Below are 19925 nucleotides of genomic sequence, written 5' to 3' on the forward strand. Positions count from 1 at the left end.
GCTCTTACCGGGCCGAAGCGAGTTGAGTGAAGGCGGTGCTGAGCCATTGCTGCACGCCATGCATGGTGGCGGCAGAGGTATCGAGGAACGGTTGCGGGTAGACGCCGATGTAGATCAGCAGGACCGCCAGTCCCAGCACCATGATCAGTTCGCGAGCATCCATGCCGTGCAGCACCGCGTCCGACTTGGACGGGCCGAAGTAGGCACGGTGGATCATGATCAGCGAGTAGACCGAGCCGAACACCAGGCCGGAGGTCGCGATCGCGGTGATCCATGGAGCGCTGACGAAGGTGCCGATCAGGATCAGGAACTCGCCGACGAAGTTGCCGGTACCTGGCAGGCCCAGGGAAGCGGCCGCGAAGAACAGGCTGATGGCCGGCAGGTAGGCGATGCGTGACCACAGGCCGCCCATTTCACGCATGTCGCGGGTATGGGTGCGCTCGTACAGCTGGCCGCTGAGGATAAACAGCGCGGCTGCCGAAACACCGTGGGCCAGCATCTGGATCACCGCGCCCTGCAGGGCCTGCTGGCTGCCGGAGTAGATACCGATCAGCACGAAGCCCATGTGGGAAACGCTGGAGAAGGCGATCAGACGCTTGATGTCGGTCTGGGCGAAGGCCAGGAAGGCGCCGTAGAAGATCCCGATCAGACCCAGGGTCATGGCGATCGGTGCGAACTCTGCCGAGGCGTTGGGGAACAGTGGCAGGGCGAAACGCAGCAGGCCGTAGGCCGCCGTCTTCAACAGGATGCCCGCCAGGTCCACGGAACCGGCAGTCGGTGCCTGGGCGTGAGCGTCAGGCAGCCAGGAGTGGAACGGCACCACCGGCAGCTTCACCGCGAAGGCGATGAAGAAGCCGAGCATCAGGATGTACTCGGTGGCGGTGGACATCTTGGTCTTCAGCAACTGGGCGTAATCGAAGGTGATTACCCCGGTGTTGTTGAAGTTGACCAGCACCAGACCCAGGATCGCCACCAGCATGATCAGGCCGGAAGCCTGAGTGAAGATGAAGAACTTGGTTGCTGCGTAAATCCGGGTTTTCTTGCCGTCTGCCGAGCTGTGACCCCAGAGCGCGATGAGAAAGTACATCGGCACCAGCATCATTTCCCAGAAGAAGAAGAACATGAACAGGTCCAGCGCCAGGAACACGCCGACCACACCGCCCAGGATCCACATCAGGTTCAGGTGGAAGAAGCCCACGTGGCGCTGGATCTCTTTCCAGGAGCAGAGTACCGAGAGGATACCCAGCAGGCCGGTCAGCAGCACCATCAACAGCGACAGGCCGTCGAGGGCCAGGTGCACGTTGATACCGAAGCGCTCGATCCACTGGTGCTTGAACTCGATCGCCCAAGTCGGATCGACGCCAGGCGCCGGAGCATATGAATAGTTACCGTGGGCCCACAGCCAGAGGCCGAGGGCGAGTTCCAGGGTCATGGTCAACAGCGCAATCCAGCGGGGGAGGGTGGCGCCGAAGCGCTCACCCAGCCAGCACAGCAGGCCGCCGATGAAGGGGATCAGGATTAGCCAAGGCAGAATCATGACGGGCTCAATTCCTTTCGCAAGTTCGCAAGGTTCATATCAGACCGCTACCAGCACAATGGCGCCGATGACCAGCACGGCACCGGCTGCCATCGAGGCGGCGTACCAACGCAGTTGACCGGTCTCGGTACGGCTCAGGGAGTTGTGACCCCCTTTGGCCATACGCGGGATCAAACCGATGGTCTGATCGAGCGGGTCCTTGCGCAGTACATGGCTGATGGCCAGGTATGGCTTGACGAACAGTTTGTCGTAGATCCAGTCGAAGCCCCAGGCGGCGAACCACCAGGCCGAGAGCAGACGCCCGATGCCACTGTTGGCGATGGCGGTCACAACGCGACGCTTGCCAAGGAACAACAGGGCGGCCAGCAGGATACCGGCCAGGGCGATGGCACCCGAGGCGATTTCCAGGCTGTGCTTGGCTTCGCCACCGGCATGACCGGCGCTCAGCGGCAGCACGCCATGCAGGGGCGGAGTGATCATCGCGCCGATCCCGGTGGACAGCACGATCAGCACCACCAGCGGCAGCCAGTGGGAAATCCCGTGGCCGGCGTGGGCTTCGGTCTTGGCTTCACCGTGGAAGGTGATGAAGATCAGGCGGAAGGTGTACAGCGAGGTCATGAACGCACCCACCAGGCCGGCGTACAGCAGGCCGTGGTTGCCGCTGGCGAAGGCTTCCCAGAGGATCTCGTCCTTGGAGTAGAAGCCCGCGGTCACCAGAGGCAGGGCCGCCAGGGCCGCGCCGCCGACGATGAAGCTGGCGTAGGCCAGAGGCAGTTTCTTCCACAGGCCGCCCATCTTGAAGATGTTCTGCTCGTGGTGGCAGGCAACGATCACCGCGCCGGAGGCCAGGAACAGCAGGGCCTTGAAGAAGGCGTGGGTCATCAGGTGGAAGATCGCGCCGTCCCAGGCGCCAACGCCCAGGGCCAGGAACATGTAGCCGATCTGGCTCATGGTGGAGTAGGCGAGGATCCGCTTGATGTCGGTCTGCACCAGCGCGGCGAAGCCGGCCAAGACCAGGGTCACGCCGCCCACCAGGCCCACCAGGTGCAGGATTTCCGGCGCCAGGGTGAACAGGCCGTGGGTACGGGCGATCAGGTAGACGCCGGCGGTCACCATGGTCGCGGCGTGGATCAGTGCCGAAACCGGGGTCGGACCGGCCATCGCGTCCGCCAGCCAGGTCTGCAGCGGCAGTTGCGCGGATTTACCCACGGCGCCGCCCAGCAGCATCAGGGTCGCCAGGGTGATCCAGAAGTCGCCGGCCTGGAATTTCTGCGGTGCCAGCACCAGCAGTTCCTGGACGTTCAGCGTGCCCACCTGTTGGAACAGGATGAACAGGCCGATGGCCATGAACACGTCGCCGATCCGGGTGACGATAAAGGCCTTGAGTGCCGCGTTACCGTTGTTGCGGTTGCTGTAGTAGAAACCGATCAACAGGTAGGAGCACAGGCCCACGCCTTCCCAGCCGAAGTACAGGAACAACAGGTTATCGCCCAGCACCAGGAACAGCATGCTGGCGATAAACAGGTTGGTGTAGGCGAAGAAGCGCGAGTAGCCAGCTTCACCACGCATGTACCAGGACGCGAACAGGTGGATCAAAAAGCCCACGCCCACTACTACACCCAGCATGGTCACGGACAGACCATCCAGGTACAGGGCAAAGTTCGGTGCGAAACCGTCCACCGACATCCACTGCCACAGCACCTGGGTGTAGTGACCACCCGCCGGTGGCGCGACGTTGAATTGCCAGATCACGTAGGCAGCGACGATGGCCGACAGGCCAATGGAGCCGACGCCGATCAGGGCCGAGAGGTTTTCCGAGAGGCGTCCCCGGGAGAACGACAGCAGCAGGAAACCGATCAGGGGGAATACGAAAGTCAGAAAGAGAAGGTTCATCCGCGCATCTCGCTGGCTGCATCGATATCGAGAGTGTGGAAGCGGCGGTACAGCTGCAGCAGGATCGCCAGGCCAATACTGGCCTCGGCGGCTGCCAGGCTGATCACCAGGATGAACATCACTTGTCCATCCGGCTGCGCCCAACGGGCGCCCGCAACGATGAAAGCCAATGCCGAGGCGTTCATCATCACTTCCAGGCTCATCAACACGAAGAGGATGTTACGGCGGACCATCAGGCCGACCAGACCGAGGCAGAACAGGATGCCGGCAACCGCCAGACCATGTTCCATCGGGATAGTACCGAGAGGGATAGTAGGCATCGTATTACTCCTTCGCCTCGTTGCGGCCCAAGTGGAACGCCGTGACGGCTGCGGCGAGCAGCAGCATCGAGGCGAGTTCGACCACCAGCAGGTAAGGGCCGAACAGGCTGATGCCCACGGCCTTGGCGCTGACGGTGGTTTGACCGATACCGGCACCGCTCTGGTGGCTGAACAGTACGTACAGCAGTTCAGCCAGCAGCAGCGCGGCGAGGATCACCGGGCCGATCCAGATACCCGGCTTGAGCCAGATGCGCTCTTGCTGGGCCGCGGCTGGGCCGAGGTTCAGCATCATCACCACGAACACGAACAGCACCATGATGGCGCCAGCGTAGGCGATCACTTCCAGGGCGCCGGCGAACGGCGCGCCGAGGCTGAAGAAGGTCATGGCCACGGCGATCAGCGAAATGATCAGGTAGAGCAGGGCGTGCACAGGGTTGGTGTTGGTGACCACGCGCAGCGTGGAAACAACGGCAACACCTGATGCGAAATAGAAAGCGAATTCCATCGTTCTTCCTTAAGGCAGCAAGCTCTTCACGTTGATCGGTTCGGCTTCGTTCTGCGCGGAGCCTTTTGGCTTACCGGCAATGGCCATACCTGCAACACGATAGAAGTTGTAGTCAGGGTTCTTTCCGGGACCGGAGATCAAGAGATCTTCTTTCTCGTAAACCAGGTCCTGACGTTTGAACTCGGCCATCTCGAAATCCGGTGTCAGCTGGATCGCGGTGGTCGGACAGGCTTCCTCGCAGAGACCGCAGAAAATGCAGCGCGAGAAGTTGATGCGGAAGAACTCCGGGTACCAGCGACCGTCTTCCGTTTCAGCTTTCTGCAGCGAGATGCAACCCACAGGGCAGGCCACGGCGCACAGGTTGCAGGCAACGCAACGCTCTTCACCATCGGGGTCGCGAGTCAGGACGATACGGCCACGGTAGCGTGGCGGCAGGTACACCGGCTCTTCGGGGTATTGCAGGGTGTCGCGTTTGCGAAAGCCGTGACCGAACACCATCACCAGGCTGCGCAACTGGGTACCAGTACCCTTAACGATGTCGCCAATATATTTGAACATGGGTCAAATCCTCACTGAACCGCGCCCGCAGGCGTGTTCAACAACACAAGCGCAGCGGTCACCAGCAAATTGATCAGGGTCAGCGGCAGGCAGAATTTCCAGCTGAAGTCCATCACCTGGTCATAGCGCGGGCGCGGGATAGAGGCGCGCAGCAGGATGAACAGCATGATGAAGAACGCGGTCTTCAGGGCGAACCAGACGAAGGACAGTTGCGGCAGGATGCCGAACGGACCGTGCCAGCCACCGAAGAACAGGGTGACCAGCAGCGCCGAGATCAGGATGATGCCGATGTACTCGCCAACGAAGAACATGCCCCATTTCATACCGGCGTATTCAATGTGGTAACCGTCGGCCAGTTCCTGTTCCGCTTCCGGCTGGTCGAAGGGGTGACGGTGAGTCACGGCCACGCCAGCGATGAAGAAAGTACAGAAGCCGAAGAACTGCGGAATGATGAACCACAGGTTCTGCGCCTGGTACTCGACGATGTCGCGCATGTTGAAGGAACCGACCTGAGCCACGATGCCCATCAGCGCCAGGCCCATGAACACTTCGTAGGACACGGTCTGCGCCGAGGCCCGCAAGCTGCCCAGCAGGGCGAACTTGTTGTTACTCGACCAGCCGGCGAACAGCACCGCGTAGACCGAGAGACCGGCCATGGCGAAGAAGAACAACAGGCCGATGTTCAGATCCGCCACGCCCCAGGTCGGGGTGATCGGGATGATCGCGAAGGCGATCAGCAGGGCGGACATGGCGACCACCGGTGCCAGGGTGAAGATCACCTTGTCGGCAAACGGCGGGGTCCAGTCTTCCTTGAAGAACATCTTCAGCATGTCGGCGGCGATCTGGAACATGCCGAACGGGCCAACGCGGTTCGGACCGTAACGGTCCTGCCACCAGCCCAGCAGGCGACGTTCGACAAAGCTCAACAGCGCACCGCAGACCACAACGGCCAGCAGGATCACGACGGCCTTGACGACCGTCAGGATCACGTCGATCACTTCAGGGGTAAACCAACTCATTGCGCCGCCTCCTGCAGACCGTCAACGGATTTGCCAAAGAATGCCGGAGGAATGCCCGCCAGACCGGCAGGCAGGCCCACCAGGCCGGCACCCAGCTCTTCGTTGATGCGCAGCGGCAGACGCAGGGTCTGGCCAGCCAGACTCACGGCGAGCAGGGCGCCGTCGTTGACGCCCAGGCGATCGGCTTCGGACTTGGCCAGGGCCACGTAGGCAGCCGGGATGCGTTCCTGTACCGGAGCGGCCTTCGAAGAGTTCTCTTCGCTGCCGAACAGGTGATAGAACGGCACCGCTTGCCAAGTGCCCTGAGCCGGAGAGAAGGCACGCGGCACGCTGGCGAACCAGCTGAGACGGTCGCCCTGGCTTTCGATCAGGCGTTTACCCGGGTCACCGGCACGCAGGTGGCCGCCGACTTCGTCCTGGAACTTGTTCCAGGCTTGTGGCGAGTTCCAGCCCGGCGACCAGGCGAACGGCACTTGCGAGCGCGGTTCGGCGGAGCCCGAGTAACCTTCCATGGAGTAGGCGAAGGCGGTATCCGGGTCTTGCGGGGTGCGCGGTTCGTGCACGCTCTGGTTGGCGCGCATGGCGGTACGGCCGCTGTAGCGCAGCGGTTCGCGAGCCAGTTTCAGGCCTTTGATACGGAACGCTGCGGAAGGTGCTGCGTCGACGATGGAAGCCAGTTGCGGGGTGCTCGCGGCGCAGGCAGCGGTGACGTGGTCCAGCTGGGTCCAGTCCACCGGCTTGTTCAGCAGGGTGCTGCGCAGGGCATGCAGCCAGCGCCAGCCTTCGTGGACCATGATGCTGGCGTCCAGGTAGGTCGGATCGAAGACCTGGAAGAAACGCTGGGCGCGACCTTCCTGGCTGACCAGGGTGCCGTCGCCTTCGGCGAAGCTGGCCGCCGACAGCACCAGGTGCGCGCGCTCGACGGTGGCGGTCTGTTGATGATCGGCCACGATCACCACCTTCGCCGCGTTCAGAGCTGCATCCACCTTGGCCGCGTCGGTGCGGGTGTACAGATCGTTTTCCAGCACCACGATGGCGTCGGCTTTGCCGTCGATCACCGCCTGCAGGGCCGCGTCCACGGATTCGCCGCCGAGCATGGCCAGGCCGAGGCTGTTGGCCTCTGGCACGATCAGGCTGATGGAGCCGGCTTTCTCGCGCAGCTTCAAGGCCTTGGCGATGTTCGCCGCGGCTTCGATCAGCGCCTTGGAACCCAGCGAAGTGCCGGAAATGATCAGTGGGCGCTTGGCCGCCAGCAGGGCGTCGGCAATGCGCTTGGCCAGTTCCAGGGCTTCGCTGTCCAGGCCTTCGACGGCTGGGGCGCTGGCGTCGATGGCGTGGGCCACGGCGAAACCGATGCGTGCCAGGTCGTCTGGAGCGGCGTGTACACACTCCTCGGCGACGTCGTCGAGCTTGGTTTCAGCCAGGCTGGCGATGAACAGCGGGTTCAGCGCGTGCTGACCGATGTTCTTCACCGCGGCGTCGAGCCAAGGCTGGACGCGCATGGCGTCGGCCATTTCCTCGGCCTTACCCTTGACCGACTGACGCAGGGCCAGGGCCATGCGCGCGGCGGTTTGGGTCAGGTCTTCGCCAAGGACGAAGATGGCATCGTGGTCTTCGATCTCGCGCAGGTTCGGAACCGGCAACGGGCTGTCGTTCAGAACCTGCAGAACCAGGCGGATACGCTCCAGTTCGGAAGCTTCGATACCGCTGTAGAAGTGCTCGGCACCGACCAGCTCACGCAGGGCGTAGTTGCTTTCCAGGCTGGCGCGAGGCGAGCCGATACCGACGATGTTGCGACCGCGCAGCAGCTCGGCGGCCTGGTCCAGGGCCTGGTCCAGGGTCAGTTGGGTGCCATCGGCCAGGCGTGGCTGGCGTGGACGATCCTTGCGGTTGACGTAGCCATAGCCGAAGCGGCCACGGTCGCACAGGAAGTAGTGGTTTACCGAACCGTTGTAGCGGTTCTCGATGCGCCGCAGCTCGCCGTAGCGCTCGCCCGGGGAGATGTTGCAACCGCTGGAGCAGCCATGGCAGATGCTCGGCGAGAACTGCATGTCCCATTTGCGGTTGTAGCGCTCGGAGTGAGTCTTGTCGGTGAACACACCGGTCGGGCAGACCTCGGTGAGGTTGCCGGAGAACTCGCTTTCCAGGGTGCCGTCTTCAACGCGACCGAAGTACACGTTGTCGTGGGCGCCGTAGACGCCCAGGTCGGTGCCGCCGGCGTAGTCCTTGTAAAAGCGCACGCAGCGGTAGCAGGCGATGCAGCGGTTCATCTCGTGAGCGATGAACGGGCCGAGGTCCTGGTTCTGGTGGGTGCGCTTGGTGAAGCGATAACGGCGCTCGTTGTGGCCGGTCATCACCGTCATGTCTTGCAGGTGGCAGTGACCGCCTTCCTCGCAGACCGGGCAGTCGTGCGGGTGGTTGGTCATCAGCCATTCGACGACGCTGGCGCGGAAGGCCTTGGATTCTTCATCGTCGATGGAGATCCAGGTGTTGTCGGTGGCCGGGGTCATGCAGGACATGACGATACGACCACGGGTGTCGTTCTCGTCGGTGTACTGCTTGACCGCGCACTGGCGACAGGCACCGACGCTACCGAGAGCGGGGTGCCAGCAGAAATAAGGGATGTCGAGGCCTAGTGACAGACATGCCTGTAACAGGTTGTCCGCCCCATCGACTTCGAGCGCTTTGCCGTCTACGTGGATAGTGGCCATGGTTCAAAGTTCTTCGTTGGCCCGGTGTCAGCGGGCGTGGCTAATGGAATCTTGTTATGCGTGCGAATCAACACAGCCGTTCACGGCGTCATCGCACGTCGAGCGCAGGGCACGGACCCTGCGCCCTCATCTAAGCGTTACGCGCCGACTACGATCGGTCGGGCCAGAGGCGGGACGGCAGCGCTGGTGGGCGCGATGCCGGCTTCGAACTCTGGACGGAAATACTTGATGGCACTGCCCAAAGGCTCCACGGCTCCCGGTGCGTGAGCACAGAAGGTCTTGCCCGGGCCGAGGAAGCCCACCAGGCCCAGCAGGGTCTCGATGTCGCCTTGCTGGCCCTGGCCTTTCTCCAGGGCCATCAGCAGTTTGACGCTCCATGGCAGGCCATCGCGGCAAGGGGTGCAGAAACCGCAGGATTCGCGGGCGAAGAACTGCTCCATGTTGCGCAGCAGCGACACCATATTGATGCTGTCGTCCACCGCCATGGCCAGGCCGGTACCCATACGGGTGCCCACTTTGGCGATGCCGCCGGCGTACATTTGCGCATCCAGGTGTTCCGGCAGCAGGAAGCCGGTACCGGCGCCGCCAGGCTGCCAGCACTTTAGCTTGTAGCCGTCGCGCATGCCGCCGGCGTAGTCCTCGAACAGCTCGCGCGCGGTCACGCCGAAGGGCAGCTCCCACAGGCCAGGGTTCTTCACTTTGCCGGAGAAGCCCATCAGCTTGGTGCCGTGGTCTTCACTGCCTTCGCGGGCCAGGGATTTGTACCACTCCACGCCGTCGCCGATGATCGCCGGCACGTTGCACAGGGTCTCGACGTTGTTCACGCAAGTCGGCTTGCCCCATACGCCAACGGCGGCAGGGAAGGGCGGCTTGGAACGTGGGTTGGCGCGACGGCCTTCCAGGGAGTTGATCAGTGCGGTTTCTTCACCGCAGATGTAGCGCCCGGCGCCGGTGTGGACGAACAGTTCGAAATCGAAACCGCTGCCCAGGATGTTCTTGCCCAAAAGGCCTGCGGCCTTGGCTTCTTCCACGGCGCGCCGCAGGTGCTTGGCGGCGGTGGTGTATTCGCCGCGCAGGAAGATGTAGCCGCGGTAGGTTTTCAGTGCGCGGGCACTGATCAGCATGCCTTCGATCAGCAGATGGGGCAGTTGCTCCATCAGCATGCGGTCCTTCCAGGTGTTGGGTTCCATTTCGTCCGCGTTGCACAGCAGGTAGCGGATGTTCATGGATTCGTCTTTGGGCATCAGGCCCCACTTCACGCCGGTGGGGAAGCCCGCACCGCCGCGGCCCTTGAGGCCGGCATCCTTGACGGTCTGGACGATGTCGTCCTGGGACAGGTCGGCGAAGGCCTTGCGCGCCGCGGCGTAACCGTTCTTGGCCTGGTACTCGTCGAACCAGACCGGCTCGCCGTCGTCACGCAGACGCCAGGTCAGGGGATGGGTTTCTGCGGTGCGCGCAATGCGGTTCGCAGGGCCGAAAGAAGTCAGGGTCATACGTAGCCCTCCAACAGTTTGGCCACGCCAGCAGGCTGTACGTCGCCGAAAGTGTCGTCGTCGATCATCAGCGCCGGAGCCTTGTCGCAGTTGCCCAGGCAGCACACCGGCAGCAGGGTGAAGCGGCCGTCGGCGGTGGTCTGACCCAAGCCAATGCCCAGCTCGCTCTGGATCTGGCTGACCACGGACTCATGGCCGCCGATGTAGCAGACCATGCTGTCGCAGACGCGAATGATGTGGCGGCCCACTGGCTGACGGAAGATCTGGCTGTAGAACGTCGCCACGCCTTCAACGTCGCTGGCGGGGATGCCGAGGATCTCGCCGATGGCGTAGACCGCGCCGTCCGGCACCCAGCCACGTTCCTTCTGGACGATCTTCAGGGCTTCGATCGACGCCGCGCGCGGGTCTTCGTAGTGATGCATCTCGTGCTCGATGGCCGAGCGCTCGGTTTCGCTCAGGGCGAAACGGTCTGTCTGGATAAGCGTGCTGTTCATGCTTAGCGGTCCACGTCGGCCATAACGAAGTCGATACTACCCAGGTACGCGATCAAGTCTGCGACCATGCTGCCGCGGATCACCGAAGGGATCTGCTGCAGGTGGGCGAAGCTTGGGGTACGGATCCGGGTGCGGTAGCTCATGGTGCCGCCATCGCTCGTCAGGTAATAGCTGTTGATGCCCTTGGTCGCTTCGATCATCTGGAAGGATTCGTTGGCCGGCATCACCGGGCCCCACGAAACTTGCAGGAAGTGCGTGATCAAGGTTTCGATGTGCTGCAGGGTGCGCTCTTTCGGCGGCGGCGTGGTCAGCGGGTGATCCGCCTTGTACGGGCCTTCCGGCATGTTGCGCAGGCACTGGTCGATGATCTTGATGCTCTGGCGCATTTCTTCGACGCGAACCATGCAGCGGTCGTAGGCGTCACCGTTGGCACCCAGCGGGACTTCGAACTCGAAGTTCTCGTAGCCGGAGTACGGGCGAGCCTTGCGCAGGTCGAAATCGCAACCGGTGGAACGCAGGCCGGCACCGGTGACGCCCCACTCCAGGGCTTCCTTGGTGTTATAGGCGGCGACACCGATGGTCCGGCCCTTGAGGATGCTGTTTTGCAGGGCGGCCTTGGTGTACTCGTCGAGGCGCTTGGGCAGCCATTCAACGAAGTCCTTGACCAGCTTTTCCCAGCCGCGGGGCAGATCGTGGGCGACGCCGCCGATGCGGTACCAGGCTGGGTGCAGACGGAAGCCGGTGATGGCTTCGATCACGGTGTAGGCGCGCTGACGGTCGGTGAAGGTGAAGAACACCGGGGTCATGGCGCCAACGTCCTGGATGTAGGTACCCAGGAACAGCAGGTGGCTGGTGATGCGGAAGAACTCGGCCATCATGATGCGGATGACGTCGACCTTCTCCGGCACCTTGATGCCGGCCAGCTTCTCGACCGACAGCACGTACGGCAGGTTGTTCATCACCCCGCCGAGGTAGTCGATACGGTCGGTGTAAGGGATGAAGCTGTGCCAGGACTGGCGCTCGGCCATTTTCTCGGCACCACGGTGGTGGTAGCCGATGTCCGGTACGCAGTCGACGATTTCTTCGCCATCCAGCTGCAGGATGATGCGGAAGGCACCGTGGGCCGAAGGGTGGTTCGGACCCAGGTTGAGGAACATATAGTCCTCGTTGGCGCCGGAACGCTTCATGCCCCAGTCTTCCGGACGGAAGCGTGCAGCTTCTTCTTCCAGTTGCTGCTTGGCCAGATTGAGGCTGAACGGGTCGAACTCGGTGGCGCGGGCCGGGAAGTCCTTGCGCAGCGGGTGACCTTCCCAGGTCGGCGGCATCATGATCCGCGACAGGTGCGGGTGGCCGGCAAAGTCGATGCCGAACATGTCCCAGACTTCACGCTCGTACCAGTTGGCGTTGGGCCAGATACCGGTGACGGTGGGCAGGCTGAGGTCGCCTTCGGAGAGCGCCACCTTGATCATCACGTCGCTGTTACGTTCGATCGACAGCAAGTGGTAGAACACGCTGAAGTCGGCGCCCGGCAGCCCCTGGCGCTTGGTGCGCAGGCGCTCGTCCACGCCGTGCAGGTCATAGAGCATGACGTACGGCTTGGGCAGGTTACGCAGGAAGGTCAGGACTTCGACGAGTTTGGAGCGGGTAACCCACAGCACCGGCATGCCGGTGCGGGTGGCCTGGGCGGTGAACGCCTCAGGGCCAAAACGGTTATTGAGTTCGACGACCACATCCTGGTCGTCAGCCTTATAAGGCGGGATGTACAGAGCACTGCCTGTAGTCATGGTTTTTTATCGCTTTCGGTCAACGTAAAGAGTGAAGCCAGTGTCGTTTCTTTGTCAGAACAGATCTGGATCAGACTTCGTCAGGGCTGCGCAGGTTGGTGACCTGAATACGCTGTTCGCGGCGCTGCTCCTTTTGCGACGGCATCTCGGCGCGATACACGCCTTGATCACCGACGACCCAGGACAGTGGGCGACGCTCCTGGCCAATGGATTCTTGCAAGAGCATCAAGCCTTGCAGGAACGCTTCAGGGCGGGGCGGGCAGCCAGGTACGTAGACGTCCACGGGCAGGAACTTGTCCACCCCCTGAACTACGGAGTAGATGTCGTACATGCCGCCGGAGTTGGCGCACGAACCCATGGAGATGACCCACTTGGGCTCGAGCATTTGCTCGTAGAGGCGCTGGATGATCGGCGCCATCTTGATGAAGCAGGTACCGGCGATAACCATGAAGTCCGCCTGACGCGGCGATGCCCGGATAACCTCGGCGCCAAAGCGCGCGATGTCATGGGGCGCCGTGAAGGCGGTGGTCATTTCCACGTAGCAACAGGACAGACCGAAGTTGTACGGCCACAGGGAGTTCTTACGCCCCCAGTTGACCGCGCCGCTCAGCACGTCTTCCAGCTTGCCCATGAAGATGTTTTTGTGAACCTGATCCTCTAACGGATCGGAAACGGTTTCCCGTTCGCCGATCGGGTACTGATCGTTAGGAGCATCGGGGTCGATCCTGGTGAGATTGTATTGCATCGCCAAAGCCTCATTGTTTTAGCTTCGCCTGCCGCTTACGACGACCTTCCGGAGCCCAGTCAAGAGCCCCCACTCGCCAAAGGTAGACAAGACCTGCCAACAGAATTGCTATGAAAACGAGAGCTTCGACGAATCCGGTCCAGCCGCTTTCGCGGACGGACACAGACCATGCAAAGAGAAAGAGGGCTTCTATATCGAAGATCACGAAGAGCATCGCGACCAGATAGAATTTGGCTGAGAGCCGCAAGCGGGCGCCACCGGTGGGTAGCATGCCGGACTCGAACGGTTCGTTTTTGCTGCGGCCCCAGGCTTTTGACCCGAGGAGGCTGGAGACGCCGAGCATGAAGGCACAAAGGCCGACAACACCCAGAAGGAAAATGGCAAAGCCCCAGTTGTGGGCCATGAGTCCTGTCGCTTCGGGCATGCTGGTAATCCTTAACAGAGAGCAAGAGTCTCTGAGCTTGATAAAGAAATAAAGCAGTGACGATATGTCGCAGCGCAATCAATCGCGCTGATTTTATGGCTAAACACCGGGCAAGTAAAATTTCTAAAGCGAAATTGTTTATCGCAATAAGGACATAGCTTACCCCTGTAGCCCCGTAAGCCGCAGCCTGCGGGCATTAGGGGAGGTTTTGTTAATTATGTTTTGTTGCGGCTGCAACGAAAGTTACAACGCCTAAATGATAATCAATATTGTTTAGGTGTTGTTTTAATCTGCTTTCCTTCGGGGAGTGGGAAAGTTGCTTGTTATATCCCTGTTACTGCAAGTAGCAGGGGCGCACCTTTTAACCTGTTTCACTCTGGGTAACACCGCTCTGGATCAATTTTTGTCGGCTTTTACGTCGGTGGCGGCTTGCCCGCGAGTTTTTCGGTCAACGGGGGGCGGTAGGCGTGGGGCGGTTCGCCGGCAAGCTGGCTGGTACAGGTTTGGCGGGCAAAAAAACGCCCCGAGCCAGTCGGGGCGTCAGCTTTACAGCAATGCAGTTGTTTTACCGGGTCTGCATTGGCCGCTCGATCACGGCGCGAGGCCTGGAATCAGTGGAACTGCTCTTCTTCGGTGGAGCCGGTCAGGGCGGTTACCGAGGACGAACCACCCTGGATCACGGTGGTCATGTCGTCGAAGTAGCCGGTGCCCACTTCCTGCTGGTGCGCCACGAAGGTGTAGCCTTTGGCGGCGTCAGCGAATTCCTGCTCTTGCAGTTTCACGTAGGCGGTCATGTCGTTGCGGGCGTAGTCGTGCGCCAGGTTGAACATGCTGTGCCACATGTTGTGGATACCAGCCAGGGTGATGAACTGGTGCTTGTAACCCATGGCGGACAGTTCGCGCTGGAACTTGGCGATGGTCGCGTCGTCCAGGTTCTTCTTCCAGTTGAAGGAAGGCGAGCAGTTGTACGACAGGATCTGGTCCGGATATTCCTTCTTGATCGCCTCGGCGAAACGACGGGCTTCGTCCAGGTCCGGCTTGGCGGTTTCGCACCAGATCAGGTCGGCGTAAGGCGCGTAAGCCAGGCCGCGGGCAATCGCCTGGTCCAGGCCGGCCTTCACTTTGTAGAAGCCTTCCTGGGTGCGAGTACCAGTCACGAACGGCTGGTCGTATGGGTCGCAGTCCGAAGTCAGCAGGTCGGCAGCGTTGGCGTCGGTACGGGCCAGGATGATGGTCGGTACACCGGCAACGTCGGCCGCCAGACGGGCAGCGGTCAGCTTCTGTACGGCTTCCTGGGTTGGAACCAGCACCTTGCCGCCCATGTGGCCGCACTTCTTCACGGAAGCCAGCTGGTCTTCGAAGTGAACGCCGGCGGCGCCTGCCTCGATCATGCTCTTCATCAGCTCGTAGGCGTTCAGCACGCCGCCGAAACCGGCTTCAGCGTCGGCCACGATTGGCGCGAAGTAGTCGATGTAGCCTTCGTCGCCCGGGTTCTTGCCGGCTTTCCACTGGATCTGGTCGGCACGACGGAACGAGTTGTTGATGCGCTTGACCACGGTTGGAACCGAGTCCACCGGGTACAGCGACTGGTCGGGGTACATGGATTCGGCGGAGTTGTTGTCCGCAGCCACTTGCCAGCCCGACAGGTAGATAGCCTGGATACCGGCTTTAACCTGTTGAACAGCCTGGCCGCCGGTCAGGGCGCCCATGCAGTTGACGAAATCTTTATCAGGACGGAAGGACGGCTTGGCACCTTGGGTGACCAGGTTCCAGAGCTTCTCGGCGCCCATGCGTGCCAGGGTGTGCTCGGGTTGAACCGAACCACGCAGACGGACCACGTCGGCAGCGGAGTAGGTGCGAGTCACGCCTTTCCAGCGCGGGTTTTCAGCCCAGTCTTTTTCAAGGGCTGCAATTTGCTGTTCGCGTGTCAGTGCCATGGAGATAAACCTCGTCGCGTCTTGTGTAAAAAGTCGTTCTTGGTTGGAAAATTCCGGCTCCGCCGATCACGCGTCATAACGCTGCGTGGAAGGCTGCTCGCTGACCAGGAAGCTTAGGCGGTCGAGGGTGTATGGCGGGGATGGCGACGGGTGAACGATGGGCTCGAGGGGAAAAGTGAGCAGGTGAAGGCGCGCTGCGGTGCGCATTCGGGCGTCGTGGGCCTGGGTGCGTTCCAACAGTGTGTTGCCGATCGACCTAATTACGCTTCCGTCCCTCGGGACAACTTCGTTCCAGTCGCAATCTCGTCAAACACACCTTGTGGGCAGTACAGACACGAATCGGCTCGGTTGGGTAGGTTAGAGCGGCGATCCGAAGGCCCTTGCCAGGGCCCCTGATTAGCGGGAGCGAGGCCATCATGCCCGCGGTTTTTTGGCCCGTCAAATGTTTTGTAGTGCTTTTTTTGCGCCACTACATCTTTGGTCTAATACGACTAATCAGTCAGTTTTTGGTGCTTTAGTCCAACGCATCGACCTTGACCCGCAAGGTCATGTCATCCCGGCCCTGGGTCGAATAGCTGCGGCCCAGAGCCTGCCTGTCGGCCTGGGTCTGGCGATTGACCCCGGCCAGGGTGATCCACTCGCCGAGGCGGCCACTGACGGTTGTGTCGGTACTTTGCACGTTCACTACATCGGGACGTTCCTGGCTCATGCGGTCACGATTGGTGCTGATGCTCAGGTGTACGGTTTCACCGGTGACGCTGGCGGTGACATAGAAACCCTGGGTGACGTTGCGGTACTGGGTCTGGTTTTGCGGGCGACCGTAGGGATCGATCTGGGTGGTGGTCAGGGGCACGCTCTGGCCGACCTGAATCAGCGCCGGCACGCCTTCGCTGGCCTGGATCTGCTGGATGCCACCGTCGCGGCTCTCGGTGCTGCGATTGATGATCCGGGTTTGCGGCGCACCGTTGACCGAATACCCCTGGTTGTCCTGGAAGTTGTTTTCATTGGTGTCGACGGTGATCAGCAGGCGCTTGGCCGCCGTATCCAGTTGGGCAATGAAGGCCCGCAGTTCGGCGATCTTGCCCGGCTCGGCGTTGACGATCAGTTGGTTGCCATAGGCGCTGACCTTGCCGTCCTTGCCCAGAAAATTCTGCGCCACCGGCAGCAGGTCGGCACTGGTGCGGTTGTTGAGGGGCACGATCTCGGTGGTGGCCATGACCGAGCAGCTGAAGGTCAGCAGCAGCGTCGTGAGCAAGGTGCGTAGGGACATATCCGTTATCTCCGCGAGTAGCTGGGAAAGCCTTGAGTTTGACACTTTGTCGGCTTTGGGTGAGGCAAGTTGAATCCTAGACGGCAAAACGCCCCGGCATCCTGGTCCTGCGCCTGGTGGGTGCAAGGGGATGGCGGGGCGTTCGCTCTGGCCATTGCCGCTAGGGCTTGTCGGTCAGGCGCCGCGGACCATGTCGACGTGGGGGATGCCCGCTTCGAGGAATTCCTCGCTGACAATCGAGAAGCCCAGGCGCTCGTAGAACGGCGTGGCCTGGACCTGGGCGCTGAGCATCTGCTGCTTCAGGCCGCGTTTCTCGGCTTCGTCGATCACCGCGCGCATCAGCGCGTCGCCGACTTTGAGGCCGCGCCAGTCCTTGAGCACCGAAACCCGGCCGACATGGCCGTCGGGCAGCAAGCGCGCGGTCCCGATAGGAAAATCACCTTCGAAGGCCAGGAAATGCACGGCGCTGTCGTCGTCGGCATCCCATTCCAGCTCGGGCGGAACCGATTGCTCGGCAATGAACACGGCTTCACGGATGCGCCGGATCTCGGCGTTGTCCTTTTGCCAGTCTGCGACACGTACGTGAATCTTATTCATCGGCAAACCCCAGGCTCCCTTGCTTGACCAGTTCACACAACAGGCCGCGCCCATCGTCATCCGCCAGCCAGTGGCCGAGGTTGTCGATATGCAGGGCGTCGGCGGCGCAAATCATTTTCAGCAGTTCGCGCAGTTTACCGGGAAGCAGGCGGCTCTGGCCGCTGGCGAACAGCAGCAGGTCTTCATCCACTTCCGACCAGGCCAGGCGTGCGCTCGGGTTGCGGATCAGGATCGCGCCCTGTTCCAGGCTACCCAGCAGGTCGTCTTCTTCCAGTTCCGGGCCGACCACCAGTTCCGGGTAGCGCGGCTCGGTCATGAATTGGCCGAACCAGGTCAGCAGCAGGCGCTCGTCGCTCATGTGCTCGGCCAGCAGGCTTTTGAGGCGGTCGAGGGCGTCCTGCTGGATCTGGTGCGGATCGCTGACCGGTTGCACGTCGGCGTCGGTGTAGCGCTCTTCGTCCGGCAGGAACTGGCCGAGGAAGTCGGTGAAGTGGGTCAGCACTTCGGCGGCGCTTGGGGCGCGGAAGCCCACCGAATAGGTCATGCAGTCATTCAGCGCAACGCCGTAGTGGGCCAGGCGCGGTGGCAGGTAAAGCATGTCGCCCGGCTCCAGGACCCAGCTTTCGGTCTCTTCGAATTCGGCGAGGATGCGCAGGTCCGCGTGCTGCAGCAGCGGGCTTTCGGAATCGCACATCTGGCCGATCTTCCAGTTGCGCTTACCAAAGCCTTGCAGCAGGAACACGTCGTAGTTGTCGAAGTGCGGGCCGACGTTACCGCCTGGCGCGGCGAAGCTGATCATCACGTCATCGATGCGCCAGCTCGGCAGGAAGCGGAAGTGCTCCAGCAACTCGGCGACTTCCGGGACGAACTGATCCACGGCCTGGACCAGCAGTGTCCAGTCGCGCTCCGGCAGCTTGCTGAACTCGTCTTCGGCGAACGGGCCGCGACGCAGTTCCCAGGGGCGTTCGCCGTTCTCGATCACCAGGCGCGATTCGACTTCTTCTTCCAGGGCCAGGCCGGCCAGTTCGTCGGGTTCGATCGGGCTTTCGAAGTCAGGCAGGGCCTGACGGATCAGCAGGGGCTTTTTCTGCCAGTAGTCACGCAGAAATTCCCGTGCAGTGATGCCGCCCAGAAGTTGAAGTGGAATGTCAGGATTCATGTGTAACCTATTGAAAAAGTTTACTTTTCTAGCAGGAATAAAAACGCCCGGCGCGGCCGGGCGTCAAAAGGTCGAGCAGTCGGTCAGATGCGCTTGGCCTGGGCCGCGGCATTACCGATGTAGCTGGCCGGGGTGAGCTGCTTGAGCTCGGCCTTGGCCGCGGCAGGCATGTCCAGCCCGTCGATGAAAGTCTGCAGCGCTTCAGGGCTGATGCCCTTGCCGCGGGTCAGTTCCTTGAGCTTTTCGTAAGGATTTTCGATGTTGTAGCGACGCATCACGGTCTGGATCGGCTCGGCCAGCACTTCCCAGCAAGCGTCCAGGTCTTCAGCGATCTTCGAAGCGTTGAGCTCCAGTTTGCTGATGCCTTTGAGGCTGGCTTCGTAGGCGATCACGCTGTGGGCAAAGCCCACGCCCAGGTTGCGCAGCACGGTGGAGTCGGTCAGGTCACGCTGCCAGCGGGAAATCGGCAGCTTGCTCGCCAGGTGCTGGAACAGGGCGTTGGCGATCCCCAGGTTGCCTTCGGAGTTTTCGAAGTCGATCGGGTTGACCTTGTGCGGCATGGTCGAGGAACCGATTTCGCCGGCAATGGTGCGCTGCTTGAAGTAGCCCAGGGAGATGTAGCCCCAGATATCGCGATCGAAGTCGATCAGGATGGTGTTGAAGCGCGCAATGGCGTCGAACAGCTCGGCGATGTAGTCGTGCGGCTCGATCTGCGTGGTGTAGGGGTTGAAGGCCAGGCCCAGCTCGTCTTCGATGAAGGCGCGGGCGTTGGCTTCCCAGTCGATGTCCGGGTAGGCCGACAGGTGGGCGTTGTAGTTGCCCACGGCGCCGTTGATCTTGCCCAGCAGCGGCACGGCGGCGACCTGGGCGATCTGGCGCTCCAGGCGGTACACGACGTTGGCCAGCTCTTTGCCCAGGGTGGTCGGCGAGGCCGGCTGACCGTGGGTGCGCGACAGCATCGGCACTTCGGCGAAGCGGATCGCCAGTTCGCGGATGGCGTTGGCGGTCTGGCGCATCAGCGGCAGCATCACTTCATCACGGCCTTCGCGCAGCATCAGGGCGTGGGACAGGTTGTTGATGTCTTCGCTGGTGCAGGCGAAGTGGATGAACTCACTGACGTTGGCCAGCTCAGGCAGCTTGGCGGCTTGTTCCTTGAGCAGGTACTCGATGGCCTTGACGTCGTGGTTGGTGGTGCGCTCGATCTCTTTGACGCGCTCGGCGTGCTCCAGGGAGAAGTTCTCCGCCAGGGCATTGAGGACGGCGTTGGCTTCGGCGGAGAACGCCGGCACTTCGCTGATGGCGCTGTGGGCGGCCAGGTGCTGGAGCCAGCGCACTTCAACGAGGACGCGAGCACGGATCAGGCCGTATTCGCTGAAAATGGGGCGCAGGGCCTGGGTTTTGCCGGCGTAGCGGCCGTCAACAGGGGAAACCGCAGTGAGCGAAGAGAGCTGCATGGGGTGTTCTCGGACAGTCGGGCAA

17 protein-coding genes are annotated in these 19925 nt (G+C 61.8%); all 17 read right to left on the reverse strand.

What is annotated here, in order from left to right:
* Positions 1 to 4 precede the first annotated feature (4 nt).
* Positions 5 to 1537, reverse strand: coding sequence for an NADH-quinone oxidoreductase subunit M (gene nuoM, locus GGI48_RS26260; RefSeq protein ID WP_016965722.1), 1533 nt, complete (start codon positions 1535 to 1537; stop codon positions 5 to 7).
* A gap of 39 nt (positions 1538 to 1576) precedes the next feature.
* Positions 1577 to 3430 carry an NADH-quinone oxidoreductase subunit L gene (nuoL, locus tag GGI48_RS26265; protein ID WP_047305320.1) on the reverse strand — a complete coding sequence of 618 codons (1854 nt, stop codon included), beginning with the start codon at positions 3428 to 3430 and terminating at the stop codon, positions 1577 to 1579.
* Complete coding sequence (gene nuoK / locus GGI48_RS26270; protein WP_016964784.1) at positions 3427 to 3750, reverse strand: NADH-quinone oxidoreductase subunit NuoK; 324 nt, start codon at positions 3748 to 3750, stop codon at positions 3427 to 3429. The genes nuoL and nuoK overlap by 4 nt, the downstream gene beginning before the upstream one ends.
* 4 nt (positions 3751 to 3754) lie before the next feature.
* On the reverse strand, positions 3755 to 4255 hold the full coding sequence (gene nuoJ / locus GGI48_RS26275) for an NADH-quinone oxidoreductase subunit J (protein ID WP_016964783.1): 501 nt from the start codon (positions 4253 to 4255) through the stop codon (positions 3755 to 3757).
* 9 nt (positions 4256 to 4264) lie between these two features.
* Positions 4265 to 4813 carry an NADH-quinone oxidoreductase subunit NuoI gene (gene nuoI / locus GGI48_RS26280; protein ID WP_016964782.1) on the reverse strand — a complete coding sequence of 183 codons (549 nt, stop codon included), beginning with the start codon at positions 4811 to 4813 and terminating at the stop codon, positions 4265 to 4267.
* An 11-nt stretch (positions 4814 to 4824) separates the two neighbouring features.
* Complete coding sequence (gene nuoH, locus GGI48_RS26285) at positions 4825 to 5832, reverse strand: NADH-quinone oxidoreductase subunit NuoH (RefSeq protein WP_016964781.1); 1008 nt, start codon at positions 5830 to 5832, stop codon at positions 4825 to 4827.
* On the reverse strand, positions 5829 to 8543 hold the full coding sequence (gene nuoG / locus GGI48_RS26290; RefSeq protein ID WP_179600750.1) for an NADH-quinone oxidoreductase subunit NuoG: 2715 nt from the start codon (positions 8541 to 8543) through the stop codon (positions 5829 to 5831). Before nuoG ends, nuoH begins: the two co-directional genes overlap by 4 nt.
* Before the next feature lie 137 nt (positions 8544 to 8680).
* Complete coding sequence (nuoF, locus tag GGI48_RS26295) at positions 8681 to 10036, reverse strand: NADH-quinone oxidoreductase subunit NuoF (protein WP_016964779.1); 1356 nt, start codon at positions 10034 to 10036, stop codon at positions 8681 to 8683.
* The gene (gene nuoE / locus GGI48_RS26300) at positions 10033 to 10530 is read right to left on the reverse strand and encodes an NADH-quinone oxidoreductase subunit NuoE (protein ID WP_011062188.1); all 498 of its coding nucleotides are present in this window, start codon (positions 10528 to 10530) and stop codon (positions 10033 to 10035) included. The genes nuoF and nuoE overlap by 4 nt, the downstream gene beginning before the upstream one ends.
* Positions 10531 to 10532: 2 nt before the next feature.
* A complete protein-coding gene (gene nuoC, locus GGI48_RS26305) occupies positions 10533 to 12314 on the reverse strand; it encodes an NADH-quinone oxidoreductase subunit C/D (protein ID WP_016964778.1) in 1782 nt (593 codons plus the stop codon).
* A 70-nt stretch (positions 12315 to 12384) separates the two neighbouring features.
* Complete coding sequence (locus tag GGI48_RS26310; protein WP_011062186.1) at positions 12385 to 13059, reverse strand: NuoB/complex I 20 kDa subunit family protein; 675 nt, start codon at positions 13057 to 13059, stop codon at positions 12385 to 12387.
* Between the two features lie 10 nt (positions 13060 to 13069).
* Entirely contained in the window at positions 13070 to 13483 is a 414-nt protein-coding gene (locus tag GGI48_RS26315) for an NADH-quinone oxidoreductase subunit A (RefSeq protein WP_011062185.1), read from the reverse strand.
* Between the two features lie 611 nt (positions 13484 to 14094).
* The gene (gene aceA / locus GGI48_RS26320) at positions 14095 to 15420 is read right to left on the reverse strand and encodes an isocitrate lyase (protein WP_016964777.1); all 1326 of its coding nucleotides are present in this window, start codon (positions 15418 to 15420) and stop codon (positions 14095 to 14097) included.
* Between the two features lie 514 nt (positions 15421 to 15934).
* Complete coding sequence (locus GGI48_RS26325) at positions 15935 to 16690, reverse strand: secretin N-terminal domain-containing protein (protein ID WP_179600752.1); 756 nt, start codon at positions 16688 to 16690, stop codon at positions 15935 to 15937.
* Positions 16691 to 16864: 174 nt separating this feature from the next.
* The gene (locus GGI48_RS26330; protein WP_016964775.1) at positions 16865 to 17287 is read right to left on the reverse strand and encodes a GNAT family N-acetyltransferase; all 423 of its coding nucleotides are present in this window, start codon (positions 17285 to 17287) and stop codon (positions 16865 to 16867) included.
* The gene (locus GGI48_RS26335; RefSeq protein ID WP_016964774.1) at positions 17280 to 18446 is read right to left on the reverse strand and encodes a cupin domain-containing protein; all 1167 of its coding nucleotides are present in this window, start codon (positions 18444 to 18446) and stop codon (positions 17280 to 17282) included. The genes GGI48_RS26330 and GGI48_RS26335 overlap by 8 nt, the downstream gene beginning before the upstream one ends.
* A gap of 83 nt (positions 18447 to 18529) precedes the next feature.
* Complete coding sequence (gene purB, locus GGI48_RS26340) at positions 18530 to 19900, reverse strand: adenylosuccinate lyase (RefSeq protein ID WP_179600754.1); 1371 nt, start codon at positions 19898 to 19900, stop codon at positions 18530 to 18532.
* Positions 19901 to 19925: the final 25 nt, after the last annotated feature.

The sequence above is a fragment of the Pseudomonas protegens genome (genome assembly GCF_013407925.2).
In the GTDB taxonomy this organism is placed as follows: Bacteria; Pseudomonadota; Gammaproteobacteria; order Pseudomonadales; family Pseudomonadaceae; genus Aquipseudomonas; species Aquipseudomonas fluorescens_AP.